This window comes from Rhodanobacter sp. UC4438_H5 (genome assembly GCF_052978405.1).
The window spans coordinates 764,458-782,126 of sequence record NZ_CM129672.1 but is presented as its reverse complement, the minus strand read 5'-3'; the positions used below and the strand labels follow the sequence as shown (position 1 = coordinate 782,126).

The 17,669-nt window shown below is 67.8% G+C and carries 16 protein-coding genes; 8 read left to right on the top strand and 8 right to left on the bottom strand.

The window, feature by feature from the left end:
• Positions 1 to 29: 29 nt before the first annotated feature.
• From ACVCL9_RS03515 to ACVCL9_RS03505, 3 genes are all read right to left on the bottom strand, one after another.
• The gene (locus ACVCL9_RS03515; protein WP_447099100.1) at positions 30 to 1,238 is read right to left on the bottom strand and encodes an AAA family ATPase; all 1,209 of its coding nucleotides are present in this window, start codon (positions 1,236 to 1,238) and stop codon (positions 30 to 32) included.
• Positions 1,239 to 1,355: 117 nt separating this feature from the next.
• On the bottom strand, positions 1,356 to 3,026 hold the full coding sequence (gene hutU / locus ACVCL9_RS03510) for a urocanate hydratase (protein WP_447099101.1): 1,671 nt from the start codon (positions 3,024 to 3,026) through the stop codon (positions 1,356 to 1,358).
• A gap of 76 nt (positions 3,027 to 3,102) precedes the next feature.
• Complete coding sequence (locus ACVCL9_RS03505; RefSeq protein ID WP_447099102.1) at positions 3,103 to 4,410, bottom strand: two-component system sensor histidine kinase NtrB; 1,308 nt, start codon at positions 4,408 to 4,410, stop codon at positions 3,103 to 3,105.
• Positions 4,411 to 4,511: 101 nt separating this feature from the next.
• Between ACVCL9_RS03505 and ACVCL9_RS03500 the strand changes: the two genes are divergently transcribed.
• The 4 genes from ACVCL9_RS03500 to ACVCL9_RS03485 all read left to right on the top strand — a co-directional run bounded on the left by ACVCL9_RS03500 (position 4,512) and on the right by ACVCL9_RS03485 (position 7,786).
• The gene (locus ACVCL9_RS03500) at positions 4,512 to 4,889 is read left to right on the top strand and encodes a response regulator (RefSeq protein ID WP_447099103.1); all 378 of its coding nucleotides are present in this window, start codon (positions 4,512 to 4,514) and stop codon (positions 4,887 to 4,889) included.
• A gap of 263 nt (positions 4,890 to 5,152) precedes the next feature.
• Positions 5,153 to 5,710, top strand: a complete 558-nt coding sequence (locus ACVCL9_RS03495) for a YybH family protein (RefSeq protein WP_447099104.1) — start codon at positions 5,153 to 5,155, stop codon at positions 5,708 to 5,710.
• Between the two features lie 49 nt (positions 5,711 to 5,759).
• Positions 5,760 to 7,256: an AlkA N-terminal domain-containing protein gene (locus tag ACVCL9_RS03490; RefSeq protein WP_447099105.1), complete on the top strand. Its 1,497-nt coding sequence runs from the start codon at positions 5,760 to 5,762 to the stop codon at positions 7,254 to 7,256.
• Positions 7,253 to 7,786 (top strand): methylated-DNA--[protein]-cysteine S-methyltransferase, encoded by a 534-nt coding sequence (locus tag ACVCL9_RS03485; protein ID WP_395117998.1) that lies wholly within the window; start codon positions 7,253 to 7,255, stop codon positions 7,784 to 7,786. Before ACVCL9_RS03490 ends, ACVCL9_RS03485 begins: the two co-directional genes overlap by 4 nt.
• Here ACVCL9_RS03485 and ACVCL9_RS03480 read toward each other — a convergent pair whose 3' ends face one another.
• Complete coding sequence (locus ACVCL9_RS03480) at positions 7,787 to 8,170, bottom strand: hypothetical protein (RefSeq protein ID WP_447099106.1); 384 nt, start codon at positions 8,168 to 8,170, stop codon at positions 7,787 to 7,789.
• A gap of 84 nt (positions 8,171 to 8,254) precedes the next feature.
• On the opposite strand from ACVCL9_RS03480, the gene ACVCL9_RS03475 reads away from it, so the two are divergent.
• Positions 8,255 to 9,538, top strand: a complete 1,284-nt coding sequence (locus tag ACVCL9_RS03475; RefSeq protein WP_447099107.1) for an alkaline phosphatase family protein — start codon at positions 8,255 to 8,257, stop codon at positions 9,536 to 9,538.
• A 115-nt stretch (positions 9,539 to 9,653) separates the two neighbouring features.
• Here the strand turns inward: ACVCL9_RS03475 and ACVCL9_RS03470 are convergent, their stop codons facing one another.
• The 4 genes from ACVCL9_RS03470 to ACVCL9_RS03455 all read right to left on the bottom strand — a co-directional run bounded on the left by ACVCL9_RS03470 (position 9,654) and on the right by ACVCL9_RS03455 (position 13,162).
• Positions 9,654 to 10,922 (bottom strand): MFS transporter, encoded by a 1,269-nt coding sequence (locus tag ACVCL9_RS03470; RefSeq protein WP_447099464.1) that lies wholly within the window; start codon positions 10,920 to 10,922, stop codon positions 9,654 to 9,656.
• A gap of 58 nt (positions 10,923 to 10,980) precedes the next feature.
• Positions 10,981 to 11,427 (bottom strand): hypothetical protein, encoded by a 447-nt coding sequence (locus ACVCL9_RS03465; protein WP_447099108.1) that lies wholly within the window; start codon positions 11,425 to 11,427, stop codon positions 10,981 to 10,983.
• Between the two features lie 101 nt (positions 11,428 to 11,528).
• Complete coding sequence (locus ACVCL9_RS03460) at positions 11,529 to 11,690, bottom strand: hypothetical protein (protein WP_447099109.1); 162 nt, start codon at positions 11,688 to 11,690, stop codon at positions 11,529 to 11,531.
• A gap of 104 nt (positions 11,691 to 11,794) precedes the next feature.
• Entirely contained in the window at positions 11,795 to 13,162 is a 1,368-nt protein-coding gene (locus ACVCL9_RS03455) for a formimidoylglutamate deiminase (RefSeq protein ID WP_447099110.1), read from the bottom strand.
• Between the two features lie 90 nt (positions 13,163 to 13,252).
• On the opposite strand from ACVCL9_RS03455, the gene ACVCL9_RS03450 reads away from it, so the two are divergent.
• The 3 genes from ACVCL9_RS03450 to hutI all read left to right on the top strand — a co-directional run bounded on the left by ACVCL9_RS03450 (position 13,253) and on the right by hutI (position 17,642).
• A complete protein-coding gene (locus ACVCL9_RS03450; protein ID WP_447099111.1) occupies positions 13,253 to 14,812 on the top strand; it encodes a GNAT family N-acetyltransferase in 1,560 nt (519 codons plus the stop codon).
• A 93-nt stretch (positions 14,813 to 14,905) separates the two neighbouring features.
• Positions 14,906 to 16,363 (top strand): chloride channel protein, encoded by a 1,458-nt coding sequence (locus ACVCL9_RS03445; RefSeq protein ID WP_395117982.1) that lies wholly within the window; start codon positions 14,906 to 14,908, stop codon positions 16,361 to 16,363.
• Positions 16,364 to 16,376: 13 nt separating this feature from the next.
• Positions 16,377 to 17,642, top strand: a complete 1,266-nt coding sequence (gene hutI, locus ACVCL9_RS03440) for an imidazolonepropionase (protein ID WP_447099112.1) — start codon at positions 16,377 to 16,379, stop codon at positions 17,640 to 17,642.
• Positions 17,643 to 17,669 lie beyond the last annotated feature (27 nt).

The window sequence follows — 17,669 nt, the reverse complement described above, 5'->3', positions numbered from 1 at the left end:
TGAACTACGCGTCCTATAAGCCTTGCAACTCATAGAGATACCTCAATATCTATGAGTGCATCGAATTCGATTCCGGTGGCGGCTGAAACACTATCAATATAATCTCCATCTATCAAACCATAATCATCAATTATGGAGGAAAGCTTACCATCAACAATTTTGTATGCCGAAACACTTCTCGGGCTAATCCAGCAAGACGGGTCAACTATCTTCTCGATGGCCTTTTTCTTCTCACCGACCACGCGCGACCCAAGATCTCCGGCCTTGATCAAATTATTTATTTTTGCCAAGACATAGGGGCTGTGAGTTGTCAAAACAATTTGGCGATTCGCAAGAGTCTTATTTCTTGATCTGGATACAACCTTTTTCTTGCCGCTATTGATCAGCTGAGCAAACATACCTACCAGGTCAGTCTGCGCACTCGGAAATAGATGTGCCTCAGGCTCCTCGATATAAACAAGGTTATTTTGTTCAGAAAACTGAGAGAAGCGAAGCCCATCAAATAACGGGAGGAGTTCTTGCTGACCGGACGAGAGTGCCGAAAATGGAATGTTTCTACCGTCGGGTGTTGACAAGAACTCCCGCCCGCGCTCTCGAATTACATGACCGCCTATCAATCCCTCAATAATAGATAAATTCTTATTTTTCGGCTCGCCCTCAAAAAATGCATGCTCGCGCAACTGTGTGACTAGCCTGCCAAATCGTGAAACAACAGGATCCAGGATACCGCCCGCCTCGAATGCGGCAACGATCTTGCCAACGCTCGTAAAGAAGGAACGCCCAGCAGGGATAAATAGCTGACCAAGTGGCTTCTCGTCGCCCATCAACGAATCGATCGTTTTATCCAATACGGTGTAGAGTCTCCAGCCGCTATCAACTTCAGCGCTCTCTCTGGCAGCCTTGCTTTCCCTGCTGGATTTATAGACGCTAACTAACTTGTTAAACAAATCATCATAACTCTTAGATCCAACCAGCTTGGCTTTAGGATCCCGACTTCGTGACTTAGTGATCGTGAGTGAAAATTCACCAGTCGAATATATAATCGAAAACTGGCGACTTCCCCAACTACTCGGCGGAAACCATTCGGAGAATCGCTCCAAAATCCTTTCCTTAAGATCCCCTCCTTTACCCACATCCTGCACCCATCGTGGAAGCTCATCTGGAATGGAATGAAAGAAATAAAATAATTTGCAAAGAACGCTTTTTCCGCTAGCTTGAGGACCGATGATCAATGTCAAGTCGTTTATTTGAAAACTAGCCTTCTCGATGCACGAGAAGTTCTTGACTACTAGAGTTTTTTCCTTTGTTGTCTTTAATGCCATTATCTTTGCCTCAAGGTTATTATTGGTAAGCCATCAAACCATCGGCAACTTCAACCCCTGCTCCCTCGCACACCCCACCGCAATCTCATACCCCGCATCCGCATGCCGCATCACCCCGGTGCCCGGATCGTTCCACAACACCCGCGCAATCCGCTTGTCCGCCTCGGCCGTACCGTCGCACACGATCACGATGCCGGAGTGCTGCGAATACCCCATCCCCACCCCACCGCCATGATGCAACGAAACCCACGTCGCCCCACCAGCCACATTCAACATCGCATTGAGCAGCGGCCAGTCGCTGACGGCGTCGCTGCCGTCCTTCATCGCTTCGGTTTCGCGGTTCGGTGAGGCGACGCTGCCGGAGTCGAGGTGGTCGCGCCCGATCACCACCGGCGCCTTCAATTCTCCATTACGCACCATCTCGTTGAAGGCCAGCCCGAGCTTGTCGCGCAGCCCCAGCCCCACCCAGCAGATGCGCGCCGGCAGCCCCTGGAAGCTGATGCGCTCTTTCGCCATGTCCAGCCAGTGGTGCAGGTGCTCGTCGTCGGGGATCAGCTCCTTCACTTTCTGATCGGTCTTGTAGATGTCTTCCGGGTCGCCGGAAAGCGCCACCCAGCGGAACGGCCCGATGCCGCGGCAGAACAGCGGGCGCACATAGGCGGGCACGAAGCCGGGGAAGGCGAACGCGTTCTCGCAGCCGACGTCCTGCGCCATCTGGCGGATGTTGTTGCCGTAGTCGAAGGTGGGGATGCCCTGCGCGTGGAAGGCGAGCATCGCCTCCACGTGGGTCTTCATCGACAGCTTGGCGGCGCGGGCGGTGCCGACCGGGTCGGCCTTGCGGCGCTCGAACCACTGCTCCAGTGTCCAGCCCTGCGGCAGGTAGCCGTTGACCGGGTCGTGCGCGCTGGTCTGGTCGGTGACGGCGTCGGGGCGCACGCCCCGCTTCACGAGTTCCGGCAGGATGTCGGCGGCGTTGCCGAGCAGCGCGACGGATTTCGCCTCGCCGGCTTTCGTGTACTTCGCGATGCGCGCCAGCGCGTCGTCGAGGCTGCTGGCCTGCTCGTCGACGTAGCGGGTCTTCAGACGGAAGTCGATGCGGCTCTGCTGGCATTCGATGTTGAGGCTGCACATGCCGGCCAGCGAGGCGGCCAGCGGCTGCGCCGCGCCCATGCCGCCGAGGCCGGCGGTGAGCAGCCACTTGCCCTTGAGGTTGCCGCCGTGATGCTGGCGACCCATCTCGACGAAGGTTTCGTAGGTGCCCTGGATGATGCCCTGCGAGCCGATGTAGATCCACGAGCCGGCGGTCATCTGGCCGTACATCATCAGGCCCTTTTTATCGAGCTCGTTGAAGTGCTCCCAGGTGGCCCAGTGCGGCACCAGGTTGGAGTTCGCGATCAGTACGCGCGGCGCGTCGGCATGCGTGCGGAACACGCCAACCGGCTTGCCGGACTGCACCAGCAGGGTCTCGTCGTCGTTCAACTCGCGCAGGCTGCGCAAGATCGCGTCGAAGCACTCCCAGTTGCGCGCGGCGCGGCCGATGCCGCCGTACACCACCAGCTCCGCCGGATTCTCCGCCACCTCGGGGTCGAGGTTGTTCTGGATCATGCGGAACGGCGCCTCGCTGAGCCAGCTCTTGCAGGAAAGCTCGCTGCCGCGGGGCGCGCGGATGGTGCGGGTGGTGTCGATGCGGGTGGGTGCGTTCATGGCGATGCGCTCCGGTGAGTCAGACCGCCGAGTATAGGTCAGCGGCCACACGGCCCGAATGCGGTGGTCTGCCGGGTCAGCCCGCTGCGGGCAGGCGCAGGCGCGGGAACGCCAGGGTCATCGTGGTGCCCTGGCCGGGCGCGGATTCCACGTCGACAAAACCACCGGCCTGCCGCATCACGCCGTACACCTGGGCCAGGCCCAGGCCGGTGCCGGCGCCTTCGGGCTTGGTGGTGAAGTACGGCTCGAACAGGCGCTCGCGCACGGCTTCCTCCATGCCGCTGCCATTGTCGGTGACGGCCAATGTGACGTAGTCGCCCGCCTGGCGCAGCGTGCTGCTCTCGGCCTCGCCCACGATCAGCTCGCCCAGGTCGACCCGGATGCTGCCCTGCCCGCGACATGCGTCGCGTGCATTGATGCACAGGTTGATGAAGGCCTGTTCGATGGAATGGCAGTCGCCCAGGGTAGGCAGCTCGTCAGCGACGGGCCCAACCTGGAAATCCATGCCGGCGCCCAGGCTCTGCCTGGCAAAACCCTCGATGTCGCGAACGATCGCGGTCAGTTCCACCGGCGCTGCCGCATAGCGGTGCACACGGGCAAACGCAAGAAGCCGCTTGGCGAGCAGCGCGGCGTGCTGTACGCCCTCCATGCTGTAGCCAAGCATGCGGCGCTGCCGCTCGTCGAGGTTGGCCGGATCGTCCTCGATGCTGCTGAGCGCCACCATGGCGATCTGCAGCATGTTGGCGAAGTCGTGCGAGAGGCCCGCCACCAGTTGGCCAATCGCCTCGTTTTTCTGCGCCTGCTGCGAGGCGTGCTCGGCCACCGCCTGGGCGGCGCTTGCCAGGCCCAGTTGCAGCTTCAGCGACGCCTCCCGGCCGGCTCCCTCCCGCTGGAACACCCGTGCGCGCGCCAGCTGCCGGGCCAGCGCCTCATAGCGGGCGGCATCGCTTTCGCCGGCCAGTTCGCTGAGGCTGAGCCGCCGGTGCAGGCCGTGGATCACCGTGTCCAGGGCCAGCGTTGCCTGCACCGGCTCGGTGACGTCATGGCTGATCACGACGATGCCGTCCACCCGCTGTCGCGCATCCAGATACGGATGCACGCTGATCTCCCACCAGCCATCTTCGCCGTCGGCCGACGGCAGCACCTGGGTGAACTCGACCGAGCGCCCCTCGCGCGCGCTCGCCAGCGCTGCATCGATCGCGGCACGCGCTCCCTCGGGCCAGAACGCGGCCAGCGGCTGCCCGATCGCGCTGACCGGGTCGGCAATGCACAGCGCGGCGCGGCCGCTGTCGTTCATGCCGACGATGTGACCGGACACGTCGAGCTCATGTATGCCATCGGGGAAGAACCCGACCAGCTGTCGATAGCGCTCAAGTCGGTTCATGCGTCGCCGCCCCCGGGGAGCTACAGCCTACACAGATTCCACCCTCACCGGGCTTTTACACCGGACAGATCATGGTCGGTCCCCGTCTGCGGAAGATCGCCATGACCCATGCGCAGAACTACACCATCCTGCTGGCAGAGGATGACCGCAGCGCCCGCGACGCCACCGCGATGGTGCTGGAGGCCGAGGGCTACCACGTCGTGACCGCCGGCAACGGCACCAGCGCGTTGAACATGCTGATGCACGATTCCACCATCGACCTGCTGGTGAGCGACATCCACATGCCCGGCGGCATCGACGGTATCGAACTGGCGCTGCACGCCCGACGGCATCGGTCCATCCAGGTCATGCTGATCTCGGCGGATCCACGCAACAGCTTCACCTGTTTTCCCGAAAACACGACCTTCCTGGCCAAGCCCTACGATCGCCGCGCCCTGCTCGGCGCAGTGGGCGGGCTGCTCGGCATCACCTCCGCCTGAACGTCCGGTGGGCGAAGGGCGTGGAGCGCGCGTTTCGCGGGGTGCCCGTCGAACGCAGGCGCTGAGCGGCCGTCGGCATGGCTGAGGGCGGGCTGCGGGCGGCGTCGATGCCGGTGTGCTTGCGCAGCGCCACGCTCGCGCAGGCCTCCAGGCTGACCTGGCCATGCCCGCGGCGCTGCGTCAATGGCCCCGTGCGTTCCGGCACTGGCGCCACGCCTGGGGCGGATGGAAGCTGCGCGGCAACCCGACCGCCGGAGTCGCCGATGTCACGCTCGATGGGGTTGATCCTGCTGCTTGCCGCCCTGCCCGGCGCGCCGGCGTCCGCCGCGATGGCTGCGGCCGATCGCGCCGCCTGCGAGGTATGGCAACGCGAACTGGCGTTTGCCCGCAGCGTGCAGCGGCACGATGCCGCGGCATTCGCCGCGTTCCTCGCCGACGACAGCGTGTTCGACGCAAATGCGGACACGCCCGTGCGCGGACCGCAGGCAATCGTGCGGCACTGGGCGGCGATCCTTGCCGGCAAGGCCGTGCGGCTGGACTGGTATCCGCAGCACGTGGTCGCGAGCGCAGACGGCACGCTGGCGACGTCCAGCGGCCCGTACCTGTTCGAGAACCTGGGCGCGAACGCGGCATCGCGTTACGCGATAGGACATTTCTCGACGACATGGCGGCGCGCGCCGGACGGTTCGTGGCGGGTCGCGTTCGATGGTGGCGACAGCGGCCGCCCCGCCAGCGACAAGGAGGCGGGGGACTTCCGCCGCAGCCGCCAGCGCGCCTGCCAGCGACCCACCGCGGTGGTGCTGCCGACGATCCGGCATTGATGTCCGAAAACGGCCAGTTCCGCGGCCGCCGCGGTGCTAGCCTGCGCCCATGTCCGAATCACCCGCCGCCATCCTGCCCGCGCTGGCCGTCTGCGAACAGGCGCGGCTGAGCCGCGACGCCCGCTTCGACGGATTGTTCTTCACCGCCGTCACCAGCACGCGGATCTATTGCCGCCCGGTCTGCCCGGCGCCGCCGCCGAAACCGGCAAACATCCGCTACTACGCCAGCGCCGCGGCCGCGGAAGCGGCCGGGTTCCGGCCCTGCCTGCGCTGCCGGCCGGAACTGGCGCCGGGCAATGCAAGCTGGCATCGCGGCGAGCACGTGGTGGCGCGTGCGCTGAAACTGATCGATGCCGGCGCGCTGAGCGAGCGTCCGCTGGCGGAGCTGGCCACGCGCGTGGGCGTCGGCGCGCGGCAACTGCGCCGCCTGTTCGTGGCGCATCTGGGCGCACCGCCGATCGACGTGCACACCACTCGCCGCCTGCTGTTCGCCAAGCAACTGCTGACCGAGACTGCGCTGCCCGTGACCGAGGTGGCGCTGGCGTCGGGCTTCGGCAGCCTGCGCCGTTTCAATGCCGCGTTTGCGGCGGCGAACCGGATGCCGCCGCGCGAGCTGCGCCGGCAACCGCGCGCTGCGGCCGGCGCCACGCTGGTGCTGCGCCTGGGTTATCGCCCGCCATACGACTTCCCGGCCTTGCTGGCATTCCTGCGCACGCGCGCGCTGCCCGGCGTGGAACGGGTGGACGAGCACGCCTACGCGCGCGTCTTCGGCGACGCGGATGATGCCGGCTGGCTGCGTCTGTCCGCGGCGCCGGGCGGTGACCACGCGCTGCAACTCGAACTGCACGGCGCACGGCCCGCGCAACTGCTGCCGCTGGTCACGCGAGCGCGGCGGATGTTCGACCTCGACGCGGACCCGCGCGTGATCGCGGCGACGCTGGGCGCCAGCGCGGTGCTGAAACCGATGCTGCGCCAGCACCCGGGCCAGCGCCTGCCGGGCAGCTGGGACGGTTTCGAGATCGCGGTGCGCGCGGTGCTCGGCCAGCAAGTCAGCGTGGCGGCCGCACGTACGCTGGCCTCGCGCATCGTGCAGCGCCACGGCTCGGTGCTCGCGCTGCCGCTGCCGGACGGCCTGGAACGGCTGTTTCCGACCCCGGCGCAACTGGCCGACGCGGACCTGCGCGAACTCGGCGTCACCACCGCGCGCGCCGCCGCGATCCGCGGCATCGCGCAGGCGCTGCTCGACGGCCGCGTGGATTTTCGCGTGGAGCAACCGCTGCAGGAGTTCGTCGCGCGCTGGGTGGCGCTGCCCGGCATCGGCGAATGGACTGCGCATTACATGGCGATGCGCGCGCTGAGCCACCCCGATGCATTCCCCGCCGCCGACCTGATCCTGCGCCGAGCGGCGGCCGGCGACGGCGCCGAACTGGGCACGAAGGCGCTCGCCGCGCTGGCCGAGGCATGGCGACCGTGGCGCGCCTACGCGGTGATGCATTTGTGGCGCAGCGTCGGCGACGCCGCGACCGCCCAACGGAGCAAACCATGAACGCCGAAACGATCCACGTCGACGGGATGCCGAGCCCGGTCGGCCGCCTGCTGTTGCTGGCCGACGCGCAGGGGCTGCGCGAGATCCGCTTCGAGACCGAGCGGCACCCGCGGCCGGTTTCGCCGCACTGGGTGCGCTCGTCGTCGGCGCTCGCATTCGCGCGCGAGCAACTGGAGGAATACTTCGCGGGCACGCGAACCGGGTTCGACCTGCCGCTGCATCCGCAAGGCACGGCGTTCCAGCTGACGGTGTGGGAGGAACTGGCGCGCATCCCCTACGCCGAGACCATCAGCTACGGCGAGCTGGCGCGCCGTATCGGCCAGCCGCAGGCGATGCGCGCGGTCGGCGCGGCGAACGGGCGCAACCCGCTGCCGATCGTGGTGCCCTGCCATCGCGTGATCGGCAGCAACGGCAGCCTCACCGGCTTCGGCGGCGGCCTGCCGGCGAAGCGATTCCTGCTGGGGTGGGAACGCCGCATCGCGCACGGCGACCTGTTCGGCGCTGACGACGGGCGCCGCGCGGCGCGCTGATCAACCGCCGCTGCGCGCCGGCGCCGGCGCATCCGGCGGGATCACCCGCGGCAGCACGGAGTAGGCCTGCTGCCGGTCGAGCAGGTCCCTGAGCGCAGCGCGGTCGCGCTCGTGCCGCGCCTGGTCGGCCTGCTCGAGCTGGCGTTGCAGCAGCTTGTTCTTCGCGCCCGGACGCTTCGCGTTGTCGGACACGTTCTGTTGCAGTTGCTGCTGCAGTTCGCTCTGGCGCACCTGATCGCGCAGCTGCTGCTGGCGCACGGCATGGCGGGACGCGTCGCCCTGCACCGGCGCGTACGCGCGCACCGGTGTCGGCGGCGTGACCTGCCCGGCGCCCGCGACAGCGGAAGAGCCGAGCGCCAGCAGCATCGCCGTACAGGCGAGCATGCGGGTTGGAGATGCGTGGGCTGCAATCGTCATGACTCTGCGCGACCATGGGCGTTGGTTTGGCCAGAGTGTGCAACGACCCGCATGAACACAGTGTTCCGCCTGCTGCTTTGCGCAGCCATCGCCGCGTGCGCCGGTTGCGCGCATCTTTCCGGCACCGATCGCGCGCTCGTCCGCGCCGCGACAAGCGAACCCTCACCGTTGCTGCTGATCTCGATCGACGGCTATCGCCACGACTACATCGATCGCGGCCTCAGCCCCAACCTGGAGAAGCTGGCCAGGCACGGCGTGCAGGCTGCCTCGATGCAACCCTCGTTTCCCTCGCTGACGTTTCCGAACCACTACACCCTGGTCACCGGACTGCGCCCGGACCATCACGGCGTCGTCGACAACACCATGTTCGACCCGCAGCTGGGCAAGTTCTCGCTGGGCAACCGCAAGGCGGTCAGTGACGGCCGCTGGTGGGACGAGGCCACGCCGATCTGGGTGACCGCCGACGAACACGGCATGCGCACCGCGACGATGTTCTGGCCGGGTTCGGAAGCGGCGATCCACGGCCGCCATCCCGACTACTGGCACCCGTTCGACGGCAGTGTCGGCGCCGATGCGCGGGTCGACCAGGTGCTGGCCTGGCTCGACTTGCCGCCCGCCTTGCGGCCTCGTTTTCTCACCTTGTATTTCGATGCCGTCGATCACGCCGGCCACGAGCACGGCCCGGACTCGCCGCAGGTCGACGCCGCGCTGCGCGCCACGGATGCCGCGCTGGGCCGACTGCTGCAGGGCCTGAAGCGGCGCGGGCTGTTCCAGCGGATCAACCTGATCGTGCTGTCCGACCACGGCATGGCCACGGTGCCGGCCGGCAACACCGTGCTGCTGGACGACCTGCTGCCGCTGGACCAGGTGCAACTGGTGAGCGAGGGCATCGTCGCCGGCTTCAATCCGCGCTCCGACAGCGCGGAAGACCGCGCCCGGTTCGCGGCGATCGAACGCAAGCTGGAACGACCGCAACGACACATGCGCTGCTGGGACAAGCGCCGCATACCGGCGCGCTTCGACTACGGAAGCAATCCGCGGGTGCCGCAGCTGATCTGCCTGGCCAACGTGCACTGGCGCATCGCCAGCCGCGCCAAGCTGGCCGCGAAGAAGGACCCGCCCAGCCTGGGCAACCACGGCTACGACAACGCCGAGCCTGCCATGCAGGCGATCTTCATCGCGCACGGCCCGGCGTTTCGCGTCGGCGCGAAAGTCCCCGCCTTCCCGAACGTGGACGTGTATCCGCTGATGACCCACCTGCTCGGGCTTCCAGCAGCCGCGAACGACGGCGATTACGACACCGTAAACGGGATGCTGAAGTCGGCCGCGCCATGAGCCCGGACTCGCGCCACCTTCCGCGTCACCCGTAGGGCGGGCACCGCCCGCCGCTGTGCACCGCACATCGGCGCTCACCGCTCTCGACTCCGCACATCGGCGGGCAGTGCCCGCCCTACCCCATCGCGCCCTTGCTCATCGGCGTCGGCGCGGTCGCCACATTGACCAGCGGCGGCAGCCGGAACAGCCACAGCGCGACCAGCAGTCCGAGCAGCACCAGCGCGCCGACGAACAGCGCCACCCCGGCCCAGCCGTGCGCGGCGTAGAACAGGCCGCCGCTGGCACCGGCGATGCTGGAGCCCATGTAATAGCAGAACAGGTACACCGACGCGGCCTGCGCCTTCGCCGCGCCGGCGCGGCGGCCGACCCAGCTGCTGACGATCGAGTGGCCGCCGAAGAAACCGAACGTCACCGCCACGAGGCCGGCCATCACCAGCCACAGCGGTTGCGCCACGGTCAGCGCCACTCCGGCCAGCATCAGCGCGAGCGCCGTCCACAGCACCTTGCGCCGGCCCAGCTTGCCGGCCAGGTGGCCCATCCACGCCGAGCTGAAGGTGCCCACCAGATAGATGCCGAAGATCAGGCCAACTACCGCCTGGCTGAGGTTGTACGGCGGCGCCAGCAGGCGGTAGCCGAGGTAGTTGTAGACCGTGACGAACGCGCCCAGCAGCAGGAAGCCCTCGATGAACAGCCACGGCAGGCCACGGTCGTGGAAGATGCCGTTGAAGCGACCCGCGACCGTGCGCCAGCGCAGCGGCTGCGCCGTGAAATGCCGCGAGGCAGGCAGCATGCGCCAGAAGACCAGCGCGGCCACGATGCCGATCAGCGCGACCACGGCCACGCCGATGCGCCAGCCGAAGAAGTCCGCCAGCACGCCGGTGATCAGCCGCCCGCCCATGCCGCCCACGGCACTGCCGCTGATGTACAGGCCCATGCCCAGCCCGATCGACTCGACGTGCATCTCCTCGCTGAGGTAGGTCATCGCCACCGCGGGCAGCCCGCTCAGGGTCAGCCCCAGCAGCGTGCGCACCACCAGCAGTGCGTACCAGTCCGGCATCATCGCAGTCACCAGCACCAGCACCGCGGAGCTGAGCAGCGAAGCGACCATCAGCGACTTGCGTCCCCACGCGTCCGACAGCGCGCCGGCAAACAGCATCGCGAACGCCAGCACCCCGGTGGTCAGCGACAAGGACAGCGCCGCGCCCGCCTCGCTCACCCCGTAGTGGCGGCTGAACTCCGGCATCAGCGGCTGCACGCAGTACAGCAGGCCGAACGTGGCGAAGCCGGCGGCGAACAGGGCGAGATTGGTGCGGCGGAAGTCTGGCGTGCCGTGATGGATGTAGCGCGCGGCGGCGTCCGGGAATGAGGGCACCGCCGCGGGCATCGAAGCTGTCGTCACGTCCAATGCCTGCGCTGCGCGCGAACCGGAAAGACCGGAAAGCTTAGCGCACCCGCCGCGCGAAGAACGCGATGATCAGGCCGTACAGCAGCATTGCCAGCACGTTCTCCAGCAGCGACAGCACCGTGAAGTGCGGATTCTTCGCGGCCGACAGCGGCACCACCACGAACTCCATCACCACGAAGACCACCACGCCGTAGGCAAGTCCCGCAGTGATCCAGCGGCGGCCCATCCACGCCAGGCGCTGCGCGGCCAGCACGAAGATCGCCGCAATCAGCAACGACATCGCCCATTGCAGCACCAGGCCCAGCAGCGACACCGGCAACCCGCCGGCGAACGCCGCACGGCCGAGCAGGCCGCTGGCGATCGCGCGCAGGATGATCAGCGGGTCGACCATGTTGATCAGCGACGCCGCGCCGATGTCGATGGTGCCGGCCACCAGGCCACCCCGCAGGATGGCGGCGCCCGCCGAGCGGCGTGCCTGATTCATGCGCGTTCCCGACTGCGGCGGCATGCCGCATGCGAGCGGGCAACATACTCCCGCGCCGGCGCCGTCACCCCTGCCGATGGTCACGCCGCCGGCTGGCATGCTCAGCGATAACGCCAGTGCCCGCCCACCCAGACATGCGGTGCCGCCCAGTGGCCCGGCACCCACGCGCGCCCGCGCGCGGGCACCACCACGCAGCCGGCCAGCGTCGCGCCAAACAGCAACAGCAACGCGGCGGCGGAAACACGATGCAGGAATCGACGCATGGCACGCTCCAGATGAGGGAAGTGCCCCCATCAACGGCATTCGCGCGCGGGCGATGACAAGGGTGTGGCGCACGATGGCAACCGTTCAGCCGGCCGCCGTCGACTCAGCCGGCGGCGATCCGCTGCACGGCGGTGCGATACCGCGCTGCAATGCGTTCCTCGTCATGGTGGCGGAAATCGCGCACCACCCAGCGACCGCCCCGCATCACGTCGCGCGCCAGCGGCGTGTTGCCGGCGAACAGCCAGCTGTCGAGCACGGAGGTCTCATCGCGCGCGGCGAGCAGCGGCGAGTTTTCGTCCAGCACGATCAGGTCGGCGGGCGCGCCGGCATGCAACTCGCCGCCCGGCAGGCCGCTGGCGCGCGCGCCGCCGGCCAGAGCGCCGCGCCACAGCGTCTCGCCCACGCTGGCCCCGGGCTGGCGGGCGGCGATGTTGCGGCGACGGGTGAGCAGTCGCTGGCCGTATTCGAGCCAGCGCAGTTCTTCCACCGGCGAAATGGAAATGTGCGAATCCGAGCCGATGCCGAACGTGCCCCCGGCATCGAGGTAGGCCGCCAGCGGAAACAGGCCGTCGCCGAGATTCGCCTCGGTGGTCGGACACAACCCGGCCACCGCGCCGCTGGCGGCGATCCGTGCGGTCTCCGCCTCGGTCAGGTGCGTGGCGTGTACCAGGCACCAGCGGGCATCGACCTCGGCGTGGTCGAACAGCCACTCGACCGGGCGGGCGCCGCGGATGGCCAGGCAATCCTGCACCTCGCCGATCTGCTCGGCGATGTGGATGTGGATCGGCCCGCGACGCACCCGCGAGTCGGCAAGCACTTCGCGCAACGCCGCCTCCGGCACGGCGCGAAGCGAATGCAGCGCAGTGCCGACGCGCAGGTCGCGATCGGCGTGCGCCTGCAGCGTGTCGAGCAAGCGCAGGTAGCCATCCACGTCGTGTCCGAAGCGCCGCTGCCGTTCGCCCAGCGCGCGGCCGTCGAAACCGCCGCTCATGTACAGCACCGGCAGCAGGGTCAGGCCGATGCCGGCCTCGCGCGCGGCCTCGACCAGCGCCAGCGACATGGCCTCGGCCTGCGCGTACGGCGTGCCGTCGGGCCGGTGGTGCAGGTAGTGGAATTCGCACACGCGGGTGTAGCCGGCCTTGAGCATCTCGACGTAGAGCTGCGCGGCGATCGCCTGCAGCGACTCCGGGTCGATCACCGCGGCAAAGCCGTACATCGCCTCGCGCCAGCTCCAGAAGCTGTCGTCCGCCCTTCCCCGGCGTTCGGCCAGGCCTGCCATCGCGCGCTGGAACGCATGGGAATGGAGGTTCGGCATGCCGGGCAACACCCACTGGCCGATCGTCTCGATGCCGTCGCTCGCGTCGACCAGCGCACCACCGGCGTCCACCGCGAAGCTGGCATCGCGCTGCCATTCGCCGTCTCGCCACAACCGTCCGGCCCGGTAGCTGGTGCTGCGGCTGGTTTCGTTCATCGATGGTCTCCGTTGCGATGGTCGCCAGTGTAACCGTGCCTCCGCCGCGCCTTCACCCGAGCCTCGACACGCCCATGCATAATGGCCCGCATGGCAGGCAAATCCAGTGAAAACACCCCGCGGTTGTTGTTGCGCCAGGCGCGGCCGGTCGACGTGCCGCAGTTGGTGGAACTCACCGGGCGGGTCTACGGCCCGGAATGGGGCCATTCGGCCGAGATGCTGCGCTCACAGCAGACGCACTTCCCGGAAGGCCAGTTCGTGGTCGAGTACGACGATCGCATCGTCGGCTACTGCGCCACCTTCCGCATCGACGAAGCCACCGCGCTGGCGCCGCACACCTGGATGGAGATCACCGGCGGCGGCATGGCCTCGCGCCACAAGCCGGACGGCAACTGGCTGTACGGCATGGAAGTCGTGGTGCACCCCGACTACCGCGGCATGCGCATCGGCCAGCGGCTGTATCGCGCGCGCAAGCGGTTGTGCATGAATCTCAAGCTGCGCGGCATCGTGTTCGGCGGGCGCATTCCGGGGCTGGCGAAGAACATCGCGCGCTACGGCAGTGCCGAGTCCTACGTGCAGGCGGTGACCGAAGGCCGGCGGCGCGACCTCACGCTGAGCTTCCAGCTGTCCAACGATTTCGAGGTGATCGGCCTGCTGCGCGGCTACGTGCCCTCCGACCACGAGTCGCTGGGCTACGCCGTGCACCTGGTCTGGCGCAACCCGCAACTGCTCGACCAGCCCGACACGCCCTCGATCCCCTCGCCGCAGCGCCTGCCCGACGCGGTGCGGGTGGCGTCAGTGCAGTACCAGCAGCGGCGCATCGCCTCGTTCGAGGAGTTCGCCACCCAGGTCGAGTATTTCACCGACATCGCCGCCGACTACAACGCCGACTTCGTCACCTTCCCCGAACTGATCACGCTGCAGCTGCTGTCGATCGAGAACACCGAGCTGTCCCCGGTCGACTCGATCCGCAAGCTCAGCCAGTACACGCCGCAGGTGAAGGAGCTGTTCAGCCGTCTGGCCGTCCATTACAACATCAACATCATCGCCGGCACGCACCCGACCGAGCAGGCCAACGGCGACATCCACAACGTCTGCTACGTGTGCCTGCGCGACGGCTCGCTGCACGAGCGCGAGAAGCTGCACCCCACGCCCAGCGAGCGCAACGTGTGGAACATCGCCGGCGGCGACAGCGCGGCCACCGTGCTCACCGACTGCGGCCCGATCGGGGTGATGATCTGCTACGACTCGGAGTTTCCCGAGGTGGCGCGCCACCTCGTCGACCAGGGTGCGCTGATCCTGTTCGTGCCGTTCTGCACCGACGTGCGCGAGGGCTACCTTCGCGTGCGCTACTGCGCGCAGGCGCGGGCGATCGAGAACCAGTGCTACGTGGTGCTGTCCGGCAACGTGGGCAACCTGCCCGGGGTCAACAACTTCGACATCCAGTACGGGCAAAGCTGCATCCTCACGCCCAGCGACTTCGGCTTCGCCCGCGACGGCATCGCCGCCGACTCCACGCCGAACATCGAGACCGTGCTGTTCGCCGACCTGCACCTGGCAACCCTGGCCCGCGCGCGCAACGCCGGCGCGGTGACCAACCTCAAGGACCGCCGTTTCGATCTCTACGAAACCCGCTGGCGGCCACGCTGATGGCGACTCGCGGTGCGACAGCGTTCGCACCGGTATCGGACGGCCAGGGCTGGCGGCATCAATCCTGCCGCGGCCGTCTGCGATAATCGCGCCATGCCAGAACCGCCCAAGTCCGCTCCAGCATCCTCCAATCCCCGCCTGCAGGCGCTGCTCGGGCATGAGTTCTTTGCGCCGCACCACTGGAAACGCCGGTTGGTGTTGTGGGCGGGCGCCGTGCTGGTGGCGCTGGCCGCGATCCTGTTCGCCAAGGCCAGCGTCTGGTCCTACCAGTTGTTCCTGCGCATCCTGGATCACGGCATCTGGATACCGCTCATCCTCACTCCGCTGGTGTTCGGGCTGCTCGCTCAGGCAACGGAGGGGCGCCTGCGCGCGACCCGCGGCAGCGGCATTCCGCAGGTGATCGCCTCGCTGCACATCGAGGACGGCGGCTTTCGCACGCGCATGCTGTCGCTGCCGGTCGCCGCCGGCAAGATGGTGCTGACCCTGGCGTCGCTGGCGGTGGGCGCCTCGATCGGGCGCGAAGGCCCGACCGTGCATGTCGGCGCAGCGCTGTTCTACTCCATCGGCAGGCGTTTCGGCTTCAGCGACCCCAAGGCTGCATCGCGCTTCATCCTCGCCGGCGGCGCAGCCGGCATCGCGGCGGCGTTCAACACGCCGTTGGCCGGCGTGGTATTCGCAATCGAGGAGCTGGCCGGGACGTTCGAGCACCGCTTCAGCGGCCTGCTGCTGACCGCGGTGATCATCGGCGGCGTGGTGTCGCTGGGCGTCATGGGCAACTACTCATACTTCGGCGAAGTGGACGCCAGCCTGCCGCTGGGCAGCGCCTGGTTGGCCGTGCTGTTGACCGGGGTCGGTTGCGGCCTGCTCGGCGGCCTGTTTGCGCGCCTGATCCTGCTCAGTCGACGCGGCCCGCTGGCGCAGGTCGGTCGCCTTCGCGCGCGCTGGCCGGTGTTGTTCGCCGCCGGCTGCGGCCTGGCACTGGCGGTGCTCGGCGTGTGTACGCACAACAGCATCTACGGCACCGGCTACGACCAGGCCCGCGCGATCGTGCAGGGCACGGCCGCCATGCCGGGCCAGGACTTCGGCATCGCCAAGCTGCTGGCCAATGTGGTCTCGTACTGGGCCGGTATCCCCGGTGGCATCTTTTCGCCGGCGCTGGCGGTAGGCGCCGGCCTGGGCCAGAACATCGCGCATCTGCTGCCGGGCGCGCCCGCCGGTGCGGTGGTGCTGCTGGGCATGAGCGCCTACCTCGCCGGCGTCACCGGTTCGCCGCTGACCTCGGCGGTGATCGCGATGGAGCTGACCGACAACCAGGACATGGTGATTCCGATCATGGCAGCCTGTCTGCTTGCTCGCGCGGCCGCGTCGCTGTTCTGCCCGACCCCGGTATATCGGGACTTCGCCGAACGCATGGTGCGCGACGCCGAGCGACAGCAGCAGGCCGAGCGGGCCCACCACCAGCCCGCCAGACCGTTGCCCGCAGCCGCCGAGACCACGGCCTACCCCGACTCCGCCGAGTCCGGCCAACCGCAGCATCCCGGCAAACCATGACGGAGCGATACCGATGACCCAACCACGCTGGGACCGCCTGCTGTTGAACGCCACCCTGGCGACGTTCGCCGGCGAAACGCCGTATGGCTTGGTCGAGCACGCGGCCATCGCCATGCAGCACGGGCGCATTGCCTGGCTGGGGCGGATGAACGAACTGCCGGACGCGCCGGTGGCGCTGGCCGACGAAGTGGAATCGCTGGACGGCGCCCTGGTCACCCCCGGGCTGATCGATTGCCACACCCATCTGGTGTTCGGGGGCGACCGCGCCGACGAGTTCGACCTGCGCCTGAATGGCGCCAGCTACGAGGAGATCGCCCGCGCCGGCGGCGGCATCGCCTCCACCGTCAAGGCCACCCGTGCGGCCAGCGAAGAGTTTCTCTACGCGCAGGCGCTGCCGCGCGCCCGCGCGCTGCTGGCCGACGGCGTGACCACGCTGGAGATCAAATCCGGCTACGGCCTGGAACTGGACAGCGAACGCCGCATGCTGCGCGTGGCGCGCCGGCTCGGCCGCGAGCTGGGCATCAGCGTACGCACCAGTTTCCTTGGCCTGCACGCACTGCCGGCGGAGTTCAAGGATCGCCGGGCCGACTACCTGACGCTGGTCTGCGACGAGATGCTGCCGGCGCTGGCGCGCGAAGGCCTGGTCGATGCGGTCGACGGCTTCTGCGAGAGCATCGGCTTCAGCGTCGCGGAAGTTCGTCGTCTGTTCGAGCGGGCACGCGAACTCGACTTGCCGGTGAAGCTGCACGCCGAGCAGTTGTCCGACCAGCACGGCGCCGCCCTGGTGGCCGAGTTCGGCGGGCTGTCGGCCGATCACCTGGAGCATCTGGGCGAGGCAGGCGTGCGCGCCATGGCCGCCGCGGGCACCGTCGCGGTGCTGCTGCCGGGGGCGTTCTACGCGTTGCGCGAAACCCGCTTGCCGCCGATCGACCTGCTGCGCGAACAACGCGTGCCGCTGGCGGTGGCCACCGATTGCAACCCCGGCACCTCGCCGCTGCTGTCGCTGCGCATGGCGGCGGGCATGGCCTGCACGCTGTTCCGGCTGACCCCGGAAGAAGCGCTGCGCGGCGTGACCGTCAACGCCGCGCGCGCGCTGGGTCTGTCCGATCGCGGCACGCTGGCGGCTGGCCAGCGCGCCGACGTGGTGATCTGGAATGCGCGCCAGCCGGCGGAACTGTGCTACTGGATCGGCGGCAACCTGGCGCGGCGGGTCTACGTGGCCGGCGAGGCAGTATCGCGGCGCAAGCCTGCGCAGCGCGCGGCGGGCACCCAGCCGTAGGGAGTCGCCGCGCCAGGACTCTTCGGA